Here is a 24,729-nt window from a genome sequence, read left to right as displayed (position 1 = left end):
CGCCGCGGTGGTCACGCCGTCGAAGGCCGGCGGCTCTGCGTAAGCCGGCAGTTGATCCGGGCTGTCGGTCAAGGCGGCGAGCCGGCCGGCCTCGAGCTGCTGCGGATCGACCACTCCTGCCATGTCGGCGATCTCGGTCGCGAAGTACTCGGCGAGCAATGGCGGCGGGATCGGGGGCAGCTCCCGCAGCTGGGCCCGGACCACGTCGGCGGTCTTCCCGGCGCTGAAGCCGTCGGAGCGGATCCAGTCGGCGCCCAGGTGCGCGACGTAGAGCGGCTCGATGCCCAACTCGACGGCGACCGCCAACAGCCGCGCGGCGCCCGCGCCGTCGCCGGAGTCGAGGTAGTAGCGCCGGGCAGCGGCCGGGATCTCGTCCGGAACCCGTCGCAACGCCTGGCTCAGCCTGGCGACCTGGTCGAAGTCGAGGCCGTGGTTCTGGACCAACCGCCGGAGCCGCTCGACGTCGCGCGGCTCGTCGAACCACGACTGGTTCCGGAGTTCCTCGCGGACCGGCGGTTGCTCCTGCCACCAGGACTGCGTCCGCGGGCTGCCGCCCTCGACCGCCAGGCCCTGCCGCCACTCGCCGACCGTTTCCGAGGTGATCTCCCGGCCGCCGGCCGTCAGGAACTCCCGTGCGGCGGCGAACTCACCCGGTCCCGCCTGCGAGAGGTGCTGGAAGGCCGACAGGTCTCCCCGGTCGAGGCCGACGGCATCGGCCCACCAGTCGACGAGGCTGTAGACCACCGAGTTCTGGTCGATCGCATGGCTGAACCGGGCGAGCTCGAACCTGTTCTCCCGGATGTGCTCGCCCCAGCCGCGCGCCATCTCCTGGATCTGGTGGCTGTTGAAGCCACCGGCCGGCAGGCCCTGCTGGGCGATGAAGTCGCGCCGCGCCGACGGCGACATCTCGAGGTCGACCGTGGCGTGCGACATCGCCAGCAGGTCCCCGGCCCGGTAGAGCGCGGGCGGCAGGCCGAGCAGCCAGGCGGCGATGAGCGGCTCCGAGCGGTGGCGGCTCCGGTAGCGCAGCAGGTGGACCGGGTCGTGGCTCGGACGCCCGTCGCGAATGCCCGCGAGCAGATGCCCGAAGCGGTTCCCGGCGCGGGCGCCGGCCATGGTGAGCCGGTGCTCGCCGAGGTAGCGGTGCAAGTCCTCCAGCGCTCGCCGGTCGATGCTCGTGATCTGGTCGCGGAACGCCGTGAGATCCGCGGGCACCATGCCGAACTCGCCGAGCAGGTCGCGCACCCGCCCCGCCAGGGTCCTCGCGGCCGCGGGCAGGGAATCGGCGTCCGCGGGCAGCGGGGGGAATCCGGCCGAGTTCAGGTCGAGCAGTTCGAGGTCGGCGTGGTCGATCCCCAGCAGCCGCGCCGTCTGCTCGCGCAGGGCCTCGCGGAAACCGCCGTCCGCGAGATGATCGCCGGTCCCCCCGTAGTAGTCGTCCAGGTCGATCTGCTCCGCGCCCGGCATCGCCGGGCCGACACCGCCGTGGTCCCGCTCCACGGTGGAGAAGCTCAGCATGGAATGCCCGCTGTCGTCTTCCGACGCGGAGCTCTGCGGGGCGGCGCCGGGGAGATTCCGCACCCAAACCTCCGCCGCCTGCGCGATCACCTCGGAATCGAGGTTCCTGCCGCTCCGATCGCCCTGCTCGGATCGCGACAGCACCTGGTCGTAGAAGTCCCGCAGGTCGCCGGTCGCCCGGTCTGCGGGCAGCCTGCGCAGCCCGTTGTTCAGGAAGGAAGCGAAGCTCCGCAGCTCCGTTGCGACGGAGGACAGCGGTGTCGAAGCCTGCCGGAAGCCATCGAAGAAGATCCCGACCAGTGCGGAGTTCTCCGCACCCGGGATGAGTTGGCCCAGCCGGCTCCTGACGGAGTCCAGCAGCAGGTGGTCCGTGTGCGGGTCCAGCTCCGGCTCGGCGTAGACGTTCGACTGCGACGCCGCAGGGGCTTGGGTCTGCTCCTCGGTTTCCGGTCGCACACCGGCTGATTCGTCGCCGCCGGGCGATGAATCGTGCTGCGTGCTCGACTCCGCTGCCGGATCGGTGTGATCCTGCTCGGGCTCGTTTCGGGACCCGCCCGGCGCACCGGGGTTGTTCGCCGGCCGTTCGATCCCGGCCGTCAGCTTGGCCCGCAGGTCCGCTTCCAGCTGTGCCTTCCGCTCGGAGTCGCCGGTGTGCAACGCGTCGGCGTAAAGCCGCACGAATTCCTCGTACGCGCCGATCGAGTTCAGCGCCCGGTCCCGCTGCGCAAACGAGCTCGGCGCCTGATCCTGGTCGGCCTCCGCGATCTCCTGCATGATCTGCGTGTAGCGCTCGCGAGCGGTTTCCAGCAGGCGCACGGGCATCTTGCCCTTGTCGAGACGCAGCTTCGCGTCCGCTTCCAGCGGCGCCTTGTCCGACGTGCTCGGCCCGGACTGCGAACCTTCGTCGCCGCGCGGGCGCTTGGGCTGCGGGGTGTCGTCGTCCAGTGGCCGCTTGGCCGGCGGGGCCGGATCCGGCTCGGTTCGGCGCTGCTCGGCCCACTCCCGCAGGACGTCGCCCGGGGACCTGCCCTCCTGGCGTGCGCGGGCGAAGAACCCCGCCGGGTCGCTCGCCCACGGCTGCGGGGTCCCTCGCTGTTCGGCGAGGAATTCCAGCAGCAGGGGGCGCTGCTGGACACCGAGAGCGTGGGCGTCGAGCAGGGCCAACAGCCGTGCGACGCCGCCCCACCCGCTGATGTCCGGAAGGTGCAAGGCGAGCTCGGGGCCCATGCCCAGCTGGTCCGCCCACCACGAGAGGATCATCCGCGCGGCCGCATCCTGATCGCCATTGATCAGGTTGGTCAGCGACGTGCCCTTTGCTCGCAGGTGTTCCTGCAACGCCGGCAGTTCCCGCGAATGCACCCCACCCGGCTGCAGCAGGGCCGCCAGCCGGGCCAGCGCCGGCCCGTGGGTTGCGCCCACCGGCAGGCCCGCGCGCAGCAACCCGGCTCGGACATCCGCTACCCACTGGTCGACAGGCCGGTCCTGGTCGGCGAACTCGCGCAGCTCCACGCGGAAGAACCCGAGCTGGCACAGCCCAACGCCGAGGTGCCGGGCCGCGTCGAACAGGAACGCCCCACGCCCATCGGGGATCCCGGCCTCATCGGCCACGGCCAGCAGCTCCCCGGGCGCCCGGTTGTGCCGGCGCACGTAGTCCAGCAGTGTGTCGGTGATGCCCACGCCGAGGCGGTGCTGGAGCCGCGACATCGCCGCGATCGCGTTCGGGTGCACCGAATCGAGTCGGCGCCTCGTGATCAAGTCTGTGACGAGGTCGTGCAGGCCGGCGCGCAATCCATCCGGGTCATCCGGATACGCCTGATCGTCCAAGCCCTCCAGGTACTCCTGCTCCGGCACCAGTTCCGTCCAGCCGCCCCGGTCCGCGTACAGGCTGGCCAGTTGCACGGGATGCGCGTTCCCCAGCGCGTAGAGCACCTGCATCAGCGGACGGGCTCCGGGGCCGGACCTGGTGGCCTCGTCGAGGATCCCGAACAGCGTGCGGCGGCGCTCGCCGTCGTGCGCGCCGAGCAGCGCAGCGAGGTGGTGCAGGTCCTGGCGCAGCCTGGCGTGGTCGGCGTCGCCTGCGCCGTCGAACGCCGCCTGGAACGACGTCAGCTGCCGCGGGTCGAGGCCCAGCTCTCCCGCCAACTGCGCCGGGATGCTCACGGGCATCGGCTGCGGGTCGACCGCCGGAGCGTCCAGACCCGAGTTCGAGTAATCCGGCAGGGCGGTCGGCGCGGGGGCTGCCTCCTCGTCATAGGGCGGCGGGTTGGTCGCGGCGAGAGATTCGTAGGGCGGCGGGTTCCGGAACCAGTTGTCGACCCGCGCCGCGAGGTCCTCCTGGGAGAGCTCCACCAGGTCGATGTCGGCATCGACCATCGACTGGAGGAAGGCGTCGAGCTCGGGCCCGAGCGCATCCACGGGCAACCTGCCGAACCGGCCGAGAACGTGCTGGACGACCTGCTGCATCCCGATCGAACCGGCGAGCAACGCCGGCACGGTGCTGTCGAAGTGGGTCATGATCTGCCGCAGCCGCAGCAGCACCGCCCGGCCCGAGATCTGCTCGCCCAGGTCCACACCGTGCAGGAACTCGTTCACCGCGGCCCAGTCCGCCGGAGTGCGCAGTCCTGCGTCTCGCAGCACCCCCTGCGCCTGGGTGAGGAAGCTATCCGACAGAGCCTCGTGGTTCTGCCCGTGCGAGCGGACCAGGATGTCCAGCACCTGCAGGTCGCCGCCGAACAACGCCACCAGCCTCGCCGGTTCCATCCGGAGACCCGCAGCGGCGCGCAGCAGGGTCAGCGGGCGGATTTCGAATTCGCGGGCCAGCGCGGGGATTTCGGCCGGCACCCGGCCCAGGTCCTGCCGCAGCGAGAACACCAGGTTCTCGATGGTTGCCGCCTCTGCCTGGTCGGCGAGGCCCTGCAGCAATCGCTCCAACCTGCCGGCGGCGGACCGGTGCTGCTGCCACTGCTCCAACCGTTGCGCGCGGAGGTCGGTGTCGGCGCGGAGATCCGCCACGGTGTTTCCGCGCGATTCCAGGAAGTCCGTGAAGTCCGCCAGTTCGCCGGCGTTCACGATGCCGGTGCCGGCGAACCAGGACAGCTCGTCCAGCTCGAGGTCCAGCGCCTCCACCCAGGTCCGGACGTCCTGCACGGCCACGGCTTCCGGCAGCTCGGACGGGCTCCGGCTCAACCAGGACAGGTCCAGCTCGACGCCCTCGCCGAACGCTCGCTCGCCGAGCAGGCGCAGTGCGAACCTCGGCAGAACGTGCCAACGCTCGGCGGCGCGGTGGATCATCGCCGTCCAGTCCTCGCCGCGTCCCCGGGCCGTGTCCACCGCCCACGTCGCATGGGTGAAATCACCGGGCTCCAGGGCCAACGCCCGCATCTGCACGGTGAGCTCGGCGACGGTCAGCCCTGCGGGGACGGGAGTTTCCGGGTCCAGGTTCCAGCTCCAGCGCGCCACGACGTCCCGCAGCGCCGCCGGGTCGGAGCGCAGGTTCGCCGGCTCGTAGCCGTGCTGGTACAGGTATTCGGCGAACTCCCCGAGTTCGGTGTCGTCCATGGACTCCGCAAGACCGCGGAACGCCGCCAGGTCGGCCGGCGCCAGGCCGTGTTCGCCGAGCAGCTCCCGGATCTCGTCCGGCTCGGAATCGGCGGCCAGCACCGCGAGGTCCCCGACTGCGACCCCGAGCTGCTCGGCCGCATCCTCCCTCGCCTGCTGCTCGCGGAAGTTCCGCCACTCCTCGACGAGGCGCCGCTGGTCGTCGGCCGGCAGTGCGCTCCAAGCCGGCAGATCAACGCCTTCGTCGGGCAGGTCCTCCCACTGGAGATACCCGTCGAAGTCCTCCCACTCGTCTCGGGTGAGACCGTGCTGCCGCGCCGCTGCCAGGAAGCCGTCCAATCCCTCGTTCAGCCCGAGGCCGTGGAGCTCCCGCAGCAGCGCTCTCGTCATGCCGTCCTGGTCCTGGTGCAGCCGGCGGAGCTCCGGCACGAACTGTTCCAGCAGCTCCGGGCGGACGTGCAGGGCGACGGCCAGCACGGCCACGTGCCGGTTCGACACCTCCCAGCTCTCGGCCAGCTGCTGAACGCTGTCCGGCACCTGCTGGATCGCGCCGAACCACAGCATCAGGTTGGCGGCAGCCTCGGTGCCGGGCTGCGTGTGCAGCTCCTGGAGCAGGTCCAGCGCCGATGGCAGGTCGAACCAGTCGCTGCCCGGCGGCACGTGCTCCCGGGCGCCCGGGCCGAAGAACGGCTCGATCAGGTCTTCGGGCGCCGAGATTCCCGCGATCAGCGCCGACAGGCCCGGGATCTGCAGGTCGGCCGGGCGCAAGCCCAGGCCGGTCAGCCGGGGCAGGTCCGCTGGCGTGAACCCGGCCACCGCCAGCCGCTGCCACAGCGTCGTGTCGGCCGCCTGGAACCAGGTCTCGTTGAACAACGACAGGCCTTGCGGGGGGAGATTCATCCGGCTCAGCCAGGTGTTGATCGTCCCCCAGACGACATCCGCACTGACCGCCGGATCACCGCTCATCATGGCGATCTCGGCCCTGGCCGCGCGAAGCACTCCGGGCGGCACGCCCAGCCGCACGGCGATCCGCAGCAGATCCCCTGGCGGCAGGCCGGTTTCCGCGCCGACCCGGGCCAGCTCGGCATCGGTGTCGCCGATCGGCCCGTGGCTCTGGGCATACCGCGCCAGCGCCGACCATTCGTCGTTGGGCAGCCTGTGGTGCTGCGCCGACCCGGCGATCGCCTCCGGTGTGCTGCCCGCGTCCCGCAGCGCCGCGAGGTCTGCCTGGGACAGTCCCAGTCGCCAGCGGGCCACCGTGTCGCGCCCGGCCACCAGCCCTTGCTCGCGCAGCTGGTCCGGCGAGATGCCGTCAGCACGCAGCCGCTGGGTGAAATGGGCCAGGTCGGCACCGGTGAGCCGGTTGCCGAGCCCGGTGAACCAGGCCAGGTCGGCCCGGCGCAGCCCGGCGTTGGCGAGCAGGTAGTCGACTGCGGCCCGCCGGGCGCGCGGGTCTGCCTGCGCGGTCGGGTCGTCGACGACGACCAGCGCATCGGCCGCCTGCTGCTGCGCGTCCGGCTCCTGCTGGTTCGCGGTCATTTCCTGACTTTGAGCGGCGAGGTGGCTGCCGGCACCGGCCGGTGTTTCCGCGTCCGCCGCGATGTAAATCGCGTCTGTGGCCGTCGGCGTCACCTCCACCAGATCCAAGCTTTCGAGCCAGTCGCTCAGAACGGCCGGTTCCGCATTGGAGGAGGAGCCCTGCAACGACGCCGCGCCGGACTGGCCCGTGTCCTGCTGGTCACCGGAGTCCGTCCATGGGGTACCGGTCGAATGCTGGCGGCGGGAACCACCCGGCGTCCCGGGGACGGAACGCGGAATCGGAGCGGAAAGCCGGTGCCGCAGCCCCGATTCCAGCCGGCCCTGCAGCGGGACGTCGCCTTCGCGCAGCGCATCGCGGTACTCCCGCACGAACCTGTCGTGCTCGCGAACCGAGTTCAGCGGCACATCCCGGGCGAAGACCGACCGATCCGCCAGCACCGCCGCCATGATCTGCTGGTATTTGGCCTCCGCGGCGTCGGAATGCGCATCCGAGCGGTCCTGCTGACCGCGAATCGTCCAGTGGCCGATCGTGCGCTCACTGCTGGCGAAGTCGTCGGCGTTGAACAGCGCGTCGAACGTTCCCGCCTCCTCGTCTGCCAGCCCGTACCGGTGCAGGTCACCGACCTCGGCGTATGCCGGGACGAGATCGACATCCGTGCCGGTGTTCCCGGTCGGTTGCCGCTCCTCGGGGTTCAGGGTGTGCAGGATCGCGTCTGCCAAGCTCTGGTCCGGCTCGGCCGCGACAGGGACGTCATCGGCGGACTCCGCCGGCGAATCGGCAGTCCGGTCGTTCGGGTGCGGGTCCTCGATGTCGCCCGGATTCCCGGTGGTTTCGGCGCCTTCCGGGTGCTGCGCCGCTTCGTAGGCCGGGGGAGGGTACGGCGGGGGGCCGGCTTCGCCGCGCTGCGGCAGCCGGTCGAGGTAGTGGCGGTCCAGGTAATCCGCCCAGCGCGATGAATCGGTCAGCCCACGGGCGTCCAGCAGGTCCCGCAGATCCGCCAGCCCCGTCCACCGGTCCTCGATGTCGAACGAGACCGCCGCGTCGTTGTGCAAGAACGCCGCCAGCGGGTGCGGATCCGCGCCGAGCTCTGCGGCCAGCCACGACAACGTCCGAGCATCCAGCTCGTTCGCGTCCGCCGCGCGCGGCAGCTCGTCGGGAACCCGGCCGAGGGCCTGGCTCAGCCTGCCCAGCAGGGCCGCGTCGAGGTCGTGGGTGAGCACCAGGTCACGCAGCCGCTGGGTGTCCCGTGCGGGGTCGAACCAAAGCTCGCCCCACAGCTGCGGGAAGTTCTCGCGGGACCACGCCTCGTGCTCGGCGCCCTCGTCTGCCAGGTGTTGCCACCATTCCCGGACCGGGTGGTCGCTCCGGCCGGGGTTCGCATCGAGGTATGCGCGGAAGCTCGCCAGCTCGCCGGGGCCCACGGCCGGCAGCCCGCGGAAGAGCCGCACGTCCCCCGGCTGCAGGCCGGCCAGCTTCAGCCAGCCCGCGATAGCGCGGGCGCCGGCGTTGTACGGGCTGTTCGCATTCCTGTCCGGCCAGGAAAGCCGAACTTCCGGGAAGCTCACCCCGAGCCAGGAGAGCCGAAGCTCCGGGAAGACGTCGGCGCTGGAAGCCGTCGTGAGCTTGTGCACCTCGTGCGGTGGGATTCCCCAGTTGTGCGCTGCGGTCCACAGCTCATCGCGGGGCGGTCGCCCGTTGTTGCACAGCCAGTCGACCCCCCGCACCAGATCCGCGCGGTCCGCTGCGTTCAGCCTCCGCGCATTCGCGAAGGCGGCCATGTTCTCCAGGTCGGAGGAGCGGTGCGTTCCCGGGGGCAAGCCCAGCTGCCAGCTCGCGATCAGCGGACGCAATCCGTGCCGCTTCGGGTGGTGGGCGATCGAGATGGCCTTCATGACGTTCGGCCATGCTCGGGCCGCGTGGCCGAACCGGCCGCGGCGCGTCCCGTCCACGTTCATCCCGTGCTTGGCGAGGTACTCCTTGAAGGCGTGCAGTTCCGCACGGCCCAACCGCGCGACCTGGCCGCGGAACGCTTCGAGATCCTTCGCGCTCAGCCCGGGCTCGCGGAACAGGTCGGCGGGATCCGGGCTCAGCCCGGACTCGCGGAACAGCTCGGCGACCTGTTCCGGGTAGGGCCCGCCGACCGGAGCCGTCTTCAACAGGTCCGGATCCTGGGTGCTCGGCTCCGCCGACGCCTCGGCCTGCGGCGAGGCGGTCACATCGCCCGTGGGGTCGTCGTTCGCGGCTCGCGCGGCGATCTCGTCCCGCAGTGTGCGCGTCCACGCATCGACGGGGTCGGCGCCGTTGGCCACCAGCGCATCCACCCGTAGCTGCGCGTTCGCGGCCGCGCCCAGCTCCGCCAGCGACTCCGATCTGACGCCCAGCCGGCTCGCGACACGCCCGCTCACGTCATCGAAACGCCACCGAACCCGCACCTTGGAGTCCTGCGCATGGTCGTCCGAGGGCGCCCGCCGCGACGAGTCGCCAGGGCCTTCGTCGCCGCGCGGACGCAGCGCGTCGTGCTGAGCGGTCAACGACGACGATGCCCAGTTCGGGTTCCCGCCGGGCCCCCTCACCTGCTCGTGGTCCGGTAGCTCTTGGAACTGCTGCTGGCGCGGGCCGCTGGGCTTCCGCAGCCTCGCCTTCAGCTCGTCGACCAGCTGCGCCTTCTCGGCTTCGCCCTCGGCGCCCACGAACTTCTCGATGAACTCCTTCTTCGCGGCATCGAAGATGCCCATACCGAGCTTGCCGGACTCCCGCAACTCGGCCAGCGCCTTGAAGTACTCCGCCTCGGCGTGAGAAGCCTCCGCGACGGCCGGGCTCACGGCCTGGTTCTGCGGCACGTCGGGGTGACCGGCCAGCAGGTCGTCGAACGGCCCGCCGACCGGCTGCGCCGGACGCTTGCCGAGCGCCTTCTCGCTCGGCCCGGTCGTACCGTCCTGCTCGGGCGTCTCCGGGATTCCGGTGTCGGACTCCTCGTCCACCTCGACGATCGTGGAAAGCCTGTGCGAGGTGACCGACGGCTGTTGCTCGATGCTCTGGTGCAGCAGGCCTCCCGGCACGGGCAGGCCGAGTTCCAGGGCCTCTTCCAGGCTGAACGTCAGCGTGATGCCCGCCGGCCTCTTCGCGGTCTGCTCGTACGGCGGCTTCGCGCCGCTGCCGCGCTCGATGGCCGTGACCTTCGACGTGTAGAAGACGTCGAAGGCGAACGCGACGAGCTTCTTGGGGCCGTCGTCGGTCCGGCTCTGCAGGTCGAGGCCGTCGAGGGTGTCCGTGGTGGCCGTCTCGCTGCTGGACAGGCCGTTGTCGGCGCTGAAGTAGGCGAATTCCTCCGGGTTGTCGCCGCGGAGCAGCGTCGTGTCGCCCAGTCCGGCCTGGCGGCCGTTGGTGCGTTCCACGACCGATTCCGACGTGCCGGTGAGGTACCCCTGCATCCGCTCGTTGCGGGCCGTGTCGATCGTCCCGCGGAACTTCGCGTTGTACAGCCCGGCCTTCAGCCCGATGTCGAAGTCGGTGGCGAGGAACTTCTCCCCGTTGGCCCGCTTGAACCCGGTGAAGTCCGACAGGAATTCCTTGATGTTCGGGCGGAGCAGCTGATCGGAGGTCAGCGTGTCCAGCTCGATCCACAGCGGGCCGAGCTTCCGGCCGAAGCGCTTGGCGATCCGCTGGTCGTGGTTGGTGTTCTCCCCGTCGCGCTCGGTGGTTCCGCCGGGGCCGGTGGCGATGCTCGCGAGGGATTGCACGACGTTGCCGGCCAGGAAGTCGGCCAGGCCGTCGCGAAGCACCTCGACCGCCACCACCGTCGAGGATTCGAGCACCTCGGCGGTGTGGTCGACGTCTTCGGACGTGGGTTTCGCACCGATCTCCAGGCCGCCGGCGCCGACGGGCCGGGACGAGACGCCGAGCAACTCCGCCGGCAGCCGCAGCTTCACCGGCACGTCGAGCGTGCTCAGCTCGTCGGCCAACTCGACCAGCCCCGCGTCGGGGTCGCGGAACGTCCTGGCCGGCCACGCCCCGTCGCTGATCGTGGTGAAGAAGTACGGGGGCTTGCGGTAGGACAGCACCTCGAACTTCAGCCGCACGTTCATCGACACCCGGACGTTCGCGGCGTCGAGCTCGCGCCGGTCGCCGCGCTGCACCGCCGTGGACGACGACAGTTCGCTGCCCCTGGTCCGGCCGCTGAAGCCGATGGAACCCTGCGGACCGGAGGTGGCGTTGTCGCTGCTGGTCTTCAGCAGCATGTTGTAGCTGAGGCCGACACCCACCGACTTCGTCGAGCCGTGCTGCAGCTCGGAGCCGGACGACGCGGAATGTTCGGCGAAGAAGCGGCGGCCGCCGATCTCCTCGACCCACGCCTTCTGATCCCACTTCGCCGAACCGCCGTCCTGGCCGTGGTTCTCGCCGATGACCTCCTCGACCGAGATGCGGATGGCGCCGACGCGGTCGCCGAACTTGAGGTTGTGGCCGAACGGGATGATCAAGCCGCCGTTGAGGATCTCCCGCTGCACCGCCTTGTGGGACAGGTCGAAGGCGAGCTGCAGGGTCGGCTTCGTGGCGCCCGGTTCGCGGACCGGGGTGCCGCTGGGCAGCACGTCCGGCGCCACTGCGGCGAGGACCTTGAGCACGTGCTCTGTCAGCGCCTTCGAAGCGAGGTTCTCCAGGCCGATATCGGCGTTCAGCGCCTCGCCGATGTTCGCCAGCACCGGCACCGGGCGGAGCTCGCCCTTCGGCTGCGCGTCGACGGTGCGCAGGCCGCTCTTGAACGCGTCGTAGTCGGCCTGCGACATCACGCCGAGGACGCTGCCGCGCTGCAGGACGAGTTTGGTCTCCGTCGCGCCGCCGACCTGGTAAGGGGCGAGGAACTTGTTGCGCTGCGCGCTCCCCTGGTGGAGCTGGTGGCTGTGCACGGTGATCTTGACGAGCGCGTCGGCGCGCACGTAGACCTGCTCGGTGTCCTCGCTGCCGTAGGTCGCCTTGTGGCCGCCGCTGAGGAATCCCTGCTCGCCGGCGTCCCGCCGCGCGGAGAACTCCAGGTTGCCCTCGACGTTGAACAGGCCGCCCTGGAATCCGCCGCCGGCTTCGAGCCCCTTGCCGCCGCCCGCCTGCATGCCCCGGTTGACCGAGGTGCTGTGCTCGAACCGCACCGGGTTGCCGGGATCGACCTGGCCGACCTTCTCGGGGTTGTGCGTCGTGATGTCCACGATCACGGTGTTCTCCCTGTTGTAGAACAGGAAGCTGCCGCGCTTGATGCCGTTGGCGACCAGCTGGTGGGGCTTCGCGAAGGCCGCCTGGAGCGTGGTGTTCAGCCGCTGGTCGTCGAGGTCGGCCACGAACTTGGGCCGGTGATCGCCCCGCACGTTCTCGACGATCCACCGGTCCAGGCGCGACTTGGCCCCGAGCGAGGCCTGCTGCTGCATCCGGGGCGAGAACTCCCGCAGGAGATCGGCGATCTGCTTGGTGTCGCCCTGCAGGACGTGGATCCGGTCCGGGTCGATCGCGTCGCCGAGGTCCTGCAACGATTCGCTGTCCGGCGAGAGGATCTCGGTGGTACCGGGCTGGATGGCCGCGACCAGCCCGGGGTCGGCCAGGGACTTCGGGACGTCGTACTGGGCGACGGTTTCGATGGTCGTGTCGCGGTTGCGCAGCACCTTGCCCTTGCGGCTGATCTCGACCTCGACGTCCAGGTCGAACCGCTGCAGGAGGCGCGTGCCGGGCCCCTTGTAGCCGATCTTCTCGATGTCGGAGTACTCCGCCGAGGCGGTGCTGGAGACGTGGCCGATGCCCTTGGCCTTCTCCGTGAAGTTGAAGCTCGCCCACAGGTTGCCGCCGAACTTCGAGAAGTCCAGGAACGACTGGAAGCGGGCCCGGAGGGTGAGCGCCTCGCTGATGGCGCTCTCGTACTTGGACTTGGTGCCCAGCCCCGCGGTGCTGCGGTGCGTGCCGGCCAGCCGGGCATCGACTCCCTCGGTGCGCAGCACGTCCCCGTGCTTGCCGGTGACGACGACCGAGATCTGGTAGCCGTCGACGAGCTCACCGGACACCCGGTAGGCGGTCTTCTCCTTGTCCGTCGCCCGCTGGTCCGCGCTCTCCTGCAGCTTCTTGAGGATCGCTTCCGCGTCCTCCGGCGAGAGCTCGAGTCCGGTGTCGCGCTCGTACATCGCTGCGAAGTCCTGCAGCGCCGCGAGCGGCTTCTTGTCGCTGTGGAACGCGAACTCCCGGTCGCCGACCTCGAAGGTGGTCGAGATCGGGTTCGATTCGATCTTCGCGAATTCCAGCACAAGCTTGGCCGGGCCGAGCTTGCGCACGAAGTCCTGCAGCTTCTGCAGGCCTTCGGCGCGTTGCACGTCGGACAGCCTGGTGTCGCTCGACAGGGCCGACGTGCCGGCGCGGAGCACGTGATCGGCGACGTGATGCGAATCGATCAGCTTCCCCATGTCCGACAGCGGCCCGCTGCGAGCCAGGGCGGCGAGGTTCTGGAGGTGCTGCCGCTGCTCGGTGCTCGGTGACGGATCGGGCAGCGGGGCCAGCGGCTTCGACGGCACGCCCTGGAAGGCGTCCACCACGATCTGCTTGAAGTCCGGGATGTCGTTCTCGCGCACCGCCAGGACCAGCATGAGCGGGGCGTTGCGCTTGAACTGCTCGACGGCGGCCCCGCGATTGGTGCTGGTCGACATCGAGAAACCCATGTCCAGGGTCACGACGAACAGCCCGTGCGGTGCTCCGCTCTGCGCCTTGAGCTTCCAGGCGTTCTGGTACAGGCCGCGCCGGGCCAGCTCGTGGCTCCACTGGGCCTTCACGACCCCACGCCCGCCGACCTGGACCGGCAGGACCTCCATCAGCATGCTCACCTTGCGCAGGACGTGGGAGTCGAGGCCGATGGCGAAGCCGGAGGTCGCGCTGTCGCTGAAGAAGAGCGCGGCCCCGTCGCGGTGGGTGGTGCCCGAGTGGGTGTAGTCGGTGATGGCGATCTGCTCGACGGCCAGCATCCGCGGCCGGAACTCGACCTTGGCGTCGACCCGCATCGTGTTCGGCAGCAGTGTGTTCCGCAGCAACCGCAGGGCCGGGTCCACCGGCTTCAGCGACTTGGGCAGCACCGGGCTGTTCTGGTCGACCGGCACCACCGCCGGGACGTGGATCTGGTTGTACGGGGAGAACAGGGAGAGGTAGAAGTCCAGCAGGCCATCGCTGGACAGGCGGGCCCCGATCTCGTCGATCAGCTGCTCGGCGTGCGGGAACAGGTCGGCGAGGTGCTCGAGCACGGGCACCCGGACGTTTCCGCTGCCGCTGACGGCCACGATCCGGGCGGTCAGGTTCTGCAGCTCGAGCGGGATGACCGGCGGCCGCACGCCCGGAGCCGCCCCGAGCGCCCAAGAGGCGTCCATCCGGGTACCGAGCGCTTGCTCCGGGAAGCCGAACTCGATGCTCAGCGGCTTGGCGATCCCGGCCGGACCCTCATCTTCCGGGACCGGCACGGTCAGCGCATCGACGAACTCCGCGCTCGTGACGCCCTTCTCCGTGACGGTGGCGTGCAGCTCGAATTCGGCCGCGAAGAACTCCGTGATCTTGCCGAGCTTGCGCTCGTGCACCAAGCTTTGCGAGCTGGCCACGCCCCTGGTGTTGTTCCCGGTGTGGGTCAGCTGCGCGGTGAACGACACGAGTTCCTGGCCCGGCGCGGCGGCGCTGAGCTCGCCGGCGCTGATCCCGACCGACTGGGTGTGGCTCGTGCTGATGGAGCTCTTGCTGCTCGGGTTGCTCTCGAAGCTGGCGCCCTGCACCGAGACGGCGCCCGCGGAGAGCTTGCCGACCCGGCTGAAGCTGCCCGCGACCGGCCGCAGGGTCAGCCACAACTTCCGGCCCCCGGACAGCGGCACCAGCAGCTTGTCGGTGTGCGAGCCGTCGGTGTGGGAGCGCAGGAATCCGATCACGCCGGTCTTCCGCATGACGCGCGTGAGCGTCTGCGCGATCGCCTCCCCGTCCTCTTCTCCGTTGAGGCGGGCGGCGGCACCGGGCAGCGGGGCGTTGAGCAGCTCGCTGCCGCGCAGCTTCTCGGCGATCGACTTGACCAGCAGGTCCTGGGCGCTCTCGCTGTGCTTCGCGTCGACCGGGAAGTCGCCGACCTTGGTCACGTTGGCCGCGGAGGAGATGAGCTGGTACTTGCTGAACTCGACCGGCCCCGGGGTGCGCTCCTCCTCCGGTGCGGTCTCGGTGTTCGCGGCTTCCGATTCCGGGATCTCGTCCTGCGACCCGGAATCGTTCGCCGGTTCGTGCTCGGTGACGGTCGCGGCAGTCTGCTCGGAGTTCTCCGGCGCCTCGGAGTTCGCGCCGTTCACCGGCTCCTGACGCTGCACCGGGCGCTTGCCCAGCGCCTTCTCGCTCAGCTCGCCCGGCTTCAGCGGCAGTGCCTTGCTCAGATCCGGCTCGCCCGGCGTCGGCGGCAACGCCTTGTCCAGGTCGGCGAACAGGTGGGCATCGCGCATGGGCACGTCGAAGACGTCGCTGCCCTCGTAGAACCAGCTCCGCTGGTAGGGCGGGCTGAATTCCCGCTGCCCGCGCATGCGGTGCCGGACCTGGACGTCCCACTTGGCGTCCGCCAGGAACTCGGCCCACTCGGCCTTGGAGATGCCCTCGCCGGCATCCATCTTGACCTTGAACTGGCCGCCGTCCCGCGCGGTCTCCTTCAGGTACAGCAGGTTGGTACTGGCGACCGAGGCCAGCTGCCCGGCCTGCGACGCATTGCCCAGGCCGGCCTGGAAGCCCAGACCGTCGATCTCGGCGACGTCCTCGGTCATGTTCCGCTGCTGCTTGAACTGCGCCCGCGGCACGTCCCAGGACAGCTGGAACTTCGGGCCGAGCAGGTGCTTCTTCAGCCGGATCTCGTACTCCACGGCCCGGCCGCGCCCATCGGGGACGGTGATGTTGAAGACGTAGCCCTCGCCCAGGAACGACTTCGCCTTGCCCAGCAACGAAGTCGGGGACACGGCGGTGGTCACCGTGAGCCAGCTCATGCTGCCTTCGCCGACCCAGCGTTGCGTCGGGACGTGGATCCCGTCACCGTGGGAGAGCGCGCCCTGCATGGTTTCCACGATCTTGTGCGCGATGTCGTTGGGCAGCGCCTTGGCCAGCTGGAACGACGCCAGGTCGTGCGCCGCCTGCGTGACGTCGCGGCCCTCGGGTTCGGTGGCCGCCTCGCCGGGCACGACCTCCTGCCCCGCAACGGGCCCGCCGGACTTGCTGTTGCGCAGCGCGGTCGGGAACTCGAAGGTCGCCGTGCCGCCGAGCGTTTCGGTGACCGCCTTCTTCCGCGACGGAACGTCCCAGAACGTCTTCGGCAGCAACTTCTTGAGCAGCTTGGGCCCGTCGTCGAACGTCGAGGTCAGCGCGATCGGCAGCGCGGACATCTCGTGGAGCTCCAGCACCACCCGAACGCCCTTGCGCACGGCGGTGTTGGGCCCCGGGCGGGTGCGGTGCTGGGTGACGTCGGAGGTGCCGGTGGAGACTTCGTTGCCGCTGGCGGAGTTCACGCCGGCGGACAGCGTCTGCCGAACGGTGTTCCCGTTGGCGTCCACGGGCAACGCCGGGTTGGGGTTGAACCCGGCGAACGCCTTGGTCTGGTGGGTGCTCTGCTCGTCCTCGGCGGACCCGCCGGAGAGCTCCACCGACCCTCCGGGCTTGCCGGACATCTCGACGACCTGGGCGGCCGGGTCCTCCTCGATCTTGAGGGTGACCGAGCGGTACTTGTTGCTGAACCAGCCGGACCGCGGGAACTCCCAGGTGTACCCGCCGTTGGCGGCTTCCCGGAGGACTCCGAGGTTGTTCGCCTTTTCGAGCTCCTGGACCGCTGGGAACGGCGGGGCAGGCCGCCGTTGCGCGGTCGGCCGACCTTCCGCGGCCGGCTGCCAGTACGGGACCAGGTCGGGGAACTTCTTCCCCACCTGCTCGATCACCCAGTCCGGGACCTGCTGCCCGGGCTCCGGCTCGAAGTCGATGAGCTTGACGTCCTTGTGCAGCGGCGACTTGCCGATGTCGCTCAGCACCGGGATGGGTTCGTGGACCGGGGTCTCGTGGATCCCGTCGGTGTCCGGCACGAGCCAGAGCGCGCTCTGCGGGAACAGGACGGTCTGGTCGGCGTGCCCGGCCCTCGGGTCGTACGGGTCGAACGCGTCACCCTTGACGTTCGGCTGGCCGAACAGGTGCCGGTACGAGTCGTACTCGGTCCTGCTGACCAGGTCCACCACGTACACCTTGTACCGGGTGTGGATGCCGGGAGCCGTCGACTTCGAGTTGCCGGTCTGCGTGGTCTTGTCGCCGACCTCGCCCTGGTGGCCGTAGCCGCCGCCCAGCGCGCCGACGCCGACCAGGGCGGTGGCCACGATCTCCCCGGTGCCGGTACCGGACTTGCCGGAGTGCACCGACTGTTCCGCGGTGGTGGTCGACGTGCTGGTGATCGCGTCGATGGTCTTGACGTAGCGGGCGTTGACCGCCTGGTACCGGCCGGAGGCGATCTCGATCTTGTCGTACACCGCGCCGCGGTTGACCCCGGTCACTTCCCGCTGCGCGCCCTTGAACTTCGAACTCGCCGCCAGGTGGTGGAACTCGGGCCGCAGCGCCGACGCGTGCTCCGGTTCCTTCGGCTTCCGCCCGAGGCGGTTGAGGAACCGCGCCCCGGACCCGCCGATCACCTTGGCCTGCAACTTCCCGAAGGCCTTGTTCTCCTGCGCGTAGGTGTCGACCGACGCGAGCAGCATGCCCTTCGGCGCCGGTTCCAGCGCGCCCGGGTTCTCCTGCACGTAGGTCTGCACCGCCTCCGCGCCGATCACCGGATCGCCCGGCCGCATCTGCTGGTAGGCCTCGACCAGCGCCTCCGGCACCGCGTAGTCGGCGCGCGCCTTGGCCCGGACCTCGCCGAGGTCGGTCGAAGGCCGCAGGTCGGAGGGACGGACGGCGGCCTTGATGCGCTGGCCGAGGGACCGGTGCCTGATCTCGGTGACGTCCGCGACGAAGGTGACTTCGCGCCGCACCTTGGTGGCCGGCCCCTTGAGCTGGACCTTGGTCTCGGTGCCGGCCCCGGACAGGTCTCCGCTGATCGCGTTGGCGCTGTAGCCGCCCTGGACCCCGACCGCCGCGCCGCCGTGCATCGTCTTCAGGTAGCCGTCGCCCAGCTTGATGCGGAGGAGCGCAGCGATGGAGAAGGCACCGCCGAGGGTGTTCTTGAGCCTGCGGCGCTGGCTCGTTCCCTCCGTCAGGGTCCCGGAGATGATCGACTTGTCGGTCTGCTGCTCGGACACCACCTTTCCGAGCACGGCGTGGACGCCGACCTGGTAGGCCACGCCGTCGGCGACCTCGATGGTCACCGCGTAGGGCTTCTTCGGGACCTCGCCGTCGCGGTGGGCCATGTTGCCGAACTGCAGCGCCAGGTTCGACCAGTCGAGCTCGCCGAGCTGCCGGTCGATCTTCCGCAGCGTCGCGGCCGTGGGCTCCCCCGGCAGCCGTTTCACGATCGCGTCGCGAACACCGGTGATGAGCTCGTCGGTGTCCTTCAACGAGATCAGGCCGGACAGCAGCCCGTTGCCGGCCACCGCCTTCTCCAGGGCGTTCAACCGATCCGGGCTGGGTGGCTGGGACACCTCCGGCGTCCGCTCCGGACGCGGCACGCGGTCGCGCGCGCTCTGGAGCGCCTTCTCGAACGCCTCGACGTTCTCCTTCGCGACGGCGATGAATTCGGTGCCGTCGACCGACTTCAGGGTCAGCTCGGTGAGGCGCTCCGCGCCGAGCTCGTGGGCCTCCAGGTCGACGATCCGGCGGACGTCGAGCTGGTAGATCGCGAGATCGGTGTCGGTCTCGGCCTTGCTCTTCTCGCCCCACGACGCCTTGTCGGTGATGATCTCGTTGCGCTTGGGCCCGGCGGTGATGGCGCCGTCGGGACCGATCTCGCCGCCCAGCGGCATCCCGTCGACGGTCTGCGGGGCGCGAACGCGCAGCCCGGCCTCGGCGCTGCTGCCGATGCTGCTCTCGTGCATGGATTCGAACAGCCGCCGGACGTTGACCCCGGCCGGCAGCTCGACCGTGCCGAGGGACTTCCAGTCGAGCACCTCGTTCTTGATGTGCAGCTTGACCGAGGGCGGCTCGGTGGTCGGCCGCAGCGGATTGCGCGGGAGGATCTGCCCGTGCGTGGCGTGATGGGTGATGGTGCGGCCGTGCACCAGGCCCTTGACGGAGCTGTCCAGGAACGTGGCCTCGGAGAGGCTGTACTCCAGCGCCTTCCGCAGCCTCTTGTTCTCCGTCACCCAGGACGGCAGCTCCGGGCTGGTGAAGACCGTCTTCTGCAGGTCGCCGAGCTCGATGCCGAAGATGCCGGTGATCAGCCCCGACAACTCGGTCGGCATCGGCACCGGATCGCCGGTGCGGGTGTTCGCGGTATCGCCCAGGTCCGCCGGCCGCATGTCCATGAGGAACGCGTCCGAGTACACCGCCCGGAAGGTCCCGAGGTGCTCCGCCCCCTTGGAGCCCTGGTCGTCCTCCCAGGTCAGATCGGCGCGGACGTCGACGTACTTCTTGGGAAAGCCGAACTTCAGCGTGTTCGCCAGGGCGTCGGCGAACCGCTCGCCGTACTTGTGCACGCGGTCCGCGCCGAACTTGAACACCGGCAGGACGTGCGCGACGTAGGAGGCGATGGACAGTCCCACGCCGACGACGAATCCGGTCGGCGCCTGACGTCCGATCTCGATGCTGGTCTCGTTCTGGTAGCTCTCCTCCTGCGCGGACTTCTGCGGATCGGTGTCGGGGAGGACCGCGTTGGAGGGAACCTCCAGGACCTCGGAGCGCACCATCTTCAGGTGCAGCCCGCGCCGGTCCTCGACGATGCCGTCCGCCGTCTGGCGCACCGTGTCGAGGTCGAAGTGCCAGCCCTGCGAAAGCCGTTCCAGCACACCCTTTTCGCCCAGGTTGAAGGCCGCGTCCGTCAGCTGCCGGTGCAGTGAATTGCGCGTGGTGTCCTCGCCGAGCGGAACCTTCTGCACGATCGTGTCCACGAACTGCTCCACGACCTGGCCTCGGTCGCGCACGTTCGACGGCCCGGCCGGCACGCCGAAGACGGAGACCAACCGGGAGAACTTCGAAACGATCCCGCGCGTGGCCAGGTCGAACGGCACCTTCGCCGCCTGCTTCGGTTCCGGCGGAGCCGCCGGCAACGGCTTCGTCACCGGTTCGGTGGGAGTGGTGACGATCTCGCGCGATTCCGGTTCGGCCGCGCGCACCGGCATGGTGGCCGGTTGCGTGTACTCGGCGAGTTGGTGGGTCTTCGTCCCATCGCCGAACTCCAGGTACTTCATGGCCGGCGGAGGGAGGTCTACGGGGGATTCCCTGAACGTTCCGCCCGCGGCGGGAACCGTCGAGACGTCCGTCACGGACTTGACCATTTCCGCCAGTCCGGGGCGGGACGCGAGGTAGCCGAGCGCAGCGGTCCAGATGACGTCGGGCTGGTCGTGCTTGGCGACCGTTTCCGCCACCAGCGTCAGGTGCAGGTCGCCCTGCCTGTTGTACAGCTCGCGCACCAGCGTCTGGACGACCTGCTTGGTCAGCTCGACGGTTCCCGCTTCGTCCTGCAGGGTGATCTTCGGCTTCGGTGAGTCCGTCTGCGCCGGGGGCGTCGAGTCGAACCACGAGGATCCGCTCTGGAGCTTCTCGTCGGAGACCTCCGGGAAGCCCGTCCTGTTTGCCAGGCCGATCTTGGTGGCCAAGGCGTTCAGCAACATCTCCGGCCCCGTCCGGAGCATGACGGAGTACCGGCGGGGCAGCATGTTCGGGACGTTGTAGTAGGTCCCAGGGCCGAGTCCGTCGATGAATGCCAGCGAATCCGGGTACAGATCTTTCTGCGTCTTGCGGTAGTTCTCGGCGATCAGATCCAGGTAGACGTCCAAGACCGGGTGCCCCGCCGGCGCCAGGACGAGGTCGTTGCCCGCCTGCGCACCGCTCACGTGCAATCCGTACGCCTGCACCGTTGTGAAGTTGCCGAGAACCTTTTCGAAGAATTCGTTGCCGGTCTTGTACTCGCCGTCGCTGTAGACGCCGCCGAAGCGCCGAAGCAGCTCCAGCCGCACGATGTCGCTCGCGGCGGCGTAACCCGTCCTGGTTCCCTTCGCCAGCTCGGCCAGGAACTGCGTCTGCAGCTTCATCGGCCAGTCGCTGTTGAACTCCTCGTGGACGTTCACCAGGACGACGCCGTGCTCCTTGGCCCAGGCCACCATCCGCTGCGCCGCCGGGTCGTCGAGCCCGTTGCGCGACACGTCCGTGAACAGCACGGCCCGGCCGCCGCTCTCCTCGAGCTCCGCGGCCGAGTCCTGGAGGTTCTGCATCATCTCCGCCTGGCCGCGCGAGTCCCCGACGAGCGGACCGCCGAACCAGATCGAATACCGGACCTTGGGCAACTCCAGCTTGTCCGGCAGCGGGGGCAGACCATCACCGGCCGCGGCCTGATCGACGGCATCCTTCGCGGGCGCCTTACCTGCGGGCTCGGTCCACGCCTCCGGGTCGGCGGGCTCGTGCTCCGCCACCTGCACGGAGCTGTCGGCGATCGCCTCCGGAGCGAACTTCTCGCTGGTCAGCTCGCTGGGCGGGGCGGCCAGGTCCAGCATCTCCAGCCGACGGATCTGCTTCGGAGTGCTCAACCCCCGGTAGTCGTGGCCGGCGGTGAAGGACGGCGGCTGCTTGGCCTGCAACAGCCCGAACAGATCCGGTTCCAGGACGGACGACGAAGGCAGGTCCTGCGGCGTGACCTCCTGCAGCCTCGACCTCACGCGCTGTGCCTCGGCCTCGACGTCGACCTGCCCGGTGGGAGTGGTGTCGAGCTGATCGGCCTGCTGGGAGCCGAGGTCGTCGGTCTCCAGCGGTGATGTCTGATCGACCGCCTCCGGCTCGGCGGCATCGGCCGGGGCAGGCTCGCCGGGTTCCGGCGTGGCTTCGCTCGTCTCCGTCGTGTTGTCCGGGGCGCGCCGCAGGCCGGCACCCGAATCCTCGACGAGCTGCGCCGGGTTCTGGTTCGACGAGATGCCTTGGAGCGCGCCGGATTCGAGTGCGATCTGGTAGACCTGCTTCAGGTGCCGGTCCAGCACCGTCGCCTGCGGGCCCGGCTTCGAGCCCATGATGTTGAATTCCGAGTCGCGTACTCGGGACTGCCCCTCGGAGCGGTTGAAGACCGGCGCATCGACATCGGTGTGCGTGAAGACGGCCTCGTCCGGGAGCCCGAAAGCGTGCAAGATCTCGTGGGCGAACAGCTTCGGATCGTCACCGATGACCCACTGGTCCTGCTTGGTCTTCGGCTTGGCCGGCTTTCCGCCGTTCTCCGCCGGCTGCCGCTGGGGCTCGACCAGCTTGACGACCATGTGGGCACTGCCGCGGTCTTCGGTGAACTCCACGCGCGCGTGGAACTGCTCGCCGGATTCGAACCGGTAGCCGCGGTTGGCGACGAGGTTCAGAGCGGATTCCGCCGGGCCCCGCACCGCTTTGCGCTGCGCTTCCGAGCCGTCGAGGTAGATCTTGTGCGTGAACTCCAGGACGGGCTTGCCGCCGACCTGCATCTGCCGCAGGTCGTACGCGATCACCCCGGTGATGTGGTCGAGCCGGATCGGCGGCCGGTTCTGCAGCTCCTCCCGGTGATCGTCGCCGAGCATCTCCAGGAGCTTGGCGGACGGGCCGGAGTCCCCGGGCTTGCCTTCGATGACGTCGTACGCCGCGTTGACGACCTTGGCCGGGCTGTGCTTCGCCCGCTCGTCGGTCAGCTGCTTCTCGGTCAGCGGCTGGTCGGCCTTGGGCGGTTCCAGGTCTTCCGGGCCCCGTTTCCCGCTCTGCTCCTCGACCGCTCCGTCGGAGTCGTCGACGATCGACGTCGCGCGGTCGTCTTGCTTCTGATCGCCCACGAGCTGGTTGCCGGACCCGTCCGGCTCGGGAGCAGCAGTCGACACCGGACCGGCTTCGGTCGCGTACTTGTCGTAATCGTCGAGGGAAACCTTCGGGTCGTCGAACGCGGACCAGTTCAGATCGGGGTTGTACTGGCCGTTGGAGGAGTCGGTGCTCGTGGGGATCTTCGGCGCCGCCTCGGTGACCTGCGAGACCGGGTTCTGCTGACCGGTGCTCCGTTGGCCGGGATTCGGCTGTGCTCCGGGGTTCTGGGGGTTCGGCGCAGCACTGGTCGACGTGGTCGCCGGGCCCGTGCTCGTCGTCATCGAGCTTGGCGGAGCAACGGCGCCAGACGAGAACGCGACCTGGTGGTCGCCGCTCGAACCGCTGCCGGACAGCGGCTCGCCGGTCACCGGATCGATCAGGTCCGGGTCGGCGTCGAAGTGGGAATCGCCGTAGTCCGAACCGGCATCCGACATCCAGTCTGCGTAACTGCCGGTGCCGAGCAGGGGCTGGGTCTCGATGTTCGCGGCGCCCTCCAACACGTCCAGCGGATCGTCGTCGACCACAGTGGACGTGTCGGAGAGGACCGAGCTGTTGTCCCCGAAGTTGCTCGACTCTGTGCTGATCGCACTTCCGGCTCCCGACGAGCCGCCGGCACCGGTGTCGACCGGTGCGATGAGGCTGTTGCCGCCGGAGTCGAAGAAGTTCTTCATCATCAGCGGGAGGGTCAGGTTGTTCTGGAGCAGCTGTTCCTTGACCTTGTCGGCGACCAGCGTTTCGCCGAGCATCTCGGCGGCGCCGGAGACCGCGCCACCGGTGAAGCTCTCCCAGCTCGGGTCCCATTCCTCACCGTTCACGGCGCTGCCCGCACCGTCGCCCAGGAAGCCCTGGAGACCGAAGATCGGCGAGCCCGCCACCGAGCCGATGATGTGGGACGACACGCTGCCCCGGACATTGTTCAATCCACTGTGGATCGAGTCGGAGTATCCCTTGGTCAGCGCGTTGAACGCATTCTCGCCCAGCTCTTTCCGGTAGGGATGCATCGCTGTGGCCAAGCCGAGCTCGAAGCCGCCCTGACCCGTCTTGCCGGCGTTCTTCGTCACCGCCTCGCCGAAGGCTTCCCCCGCGTTCTTGGCGCCCTCCTTGCCCAGAGCACCGGTCAGGTGCTTCTCGAACGCGGTGTTGACCGCCTCCTTGAACCGGAACCCGGCACTGGCGGTCAGGGACTGGAGCCCGCCCTTGCCGATTCCGTGCGACGCGCCGTTGCCGAACCCGGTCAGGAAGTGGGTGCTGAAGTTCTTCGTCGTCGCCGCCAGGTCGTCACCCAGCTTCGGGAGCGACTTGGACAGGCTTTCCGTCGTCGACGTGCTCGTTTCCTTCAGCGACTTCGACAGGGCAGTGGCCTCGATGTCGCTCGATGCTTTCCCGAACTGCTTCGTGATGCTGTCGGCGGCGTGGTCGCCGACGTTCAGGAGCTTCTTGCTGAACTCGGAGGTGAGGTTGAACTTGCCGAGCCCCTTGCCCAGGTGCTTCACCGCGGTCTTGCCCAGCGCGCCGGCGGCCATCGAGGCCACGCCGCCGATCGAGCCGGACACCGCGGCGCCCTTGAGCGCCCCGGTGGTCAGGTCCTGGTTCCAGCCGTGCTGCAGGCCCTGCTTGATGAGCTCGGACTGGATCGCGAGGTCCAGCAGCCACCCGGCGACCAGCTCGAACGCCAGCGACATGATGGTGGCGACGATCAGCTGCACCAGGAACCTCAGGATCGTGCTGGTGATCGCGCGGATGACCGGGATCTTCAGCAGCGATGCCCCGCCGGTGGCCCACGCCATGGCGATCGCGCCGGCGATCTCGATCGCCATCAGGATCAGCTGGCCGATCGCCTGGGCCTTCATGTACCTGACCTGCGAAGAGGTCTGGAACAGGAAGTCGCCGAACGAATCGGCGGCCGCCGCCACCTTCTCCAGGGTGCTCAGGCCGCTCGCGTCACTGGTGATGTACTGCCTGGCGTACTGGCCGAACTCCTCGGCCGCGTCGCCCGCGAAACCCGCGTTGATGGCGGCGACGTAGTCGTTCAGGTGGCGTTGCAGCGATCGCAACGCTTCGGCGGCGGCCTTGTACTCCCCGTCGAGATCCTTGAGCTTGTCTTCGTCGGCCTGCGGCCATTCGGAGCCCGTCAGCCCGGCGAAGACCTTGGCTCCCTCCGGGTCGAGGTACAGCGACAC

At 69.5% G+C, this 24,729-nt stretch carries 1 protein-coding gene (cut by a window edge); it reads right to left on the bottom strand.

The annotated features are described in order from the left end of the window. Positions 1–24,729: the 5' portion of a scabin-related ADP-ribosyltransferase gene (locus AC07EQ_RS36920; protein ID WP_478392455.1), read on the bottom strand. Its footprint begins 3,975 nt before the window's first position; the window shows 24,729 of its 28,704 coding nt (coding positions 1–24,729); the start codon lies at positions 24,727–24,729; its stop codon lies beyond the left edge, outside the window.

This window comes from Saccharopolyspora sp. NPDC045839 (genome assembly GCF_056431645.1).
The sequence above is the reverse complement of the archived record's forward strand: the minus strand, read 5'-3'. Positions and strand labels throughout refer to the sequence as shown.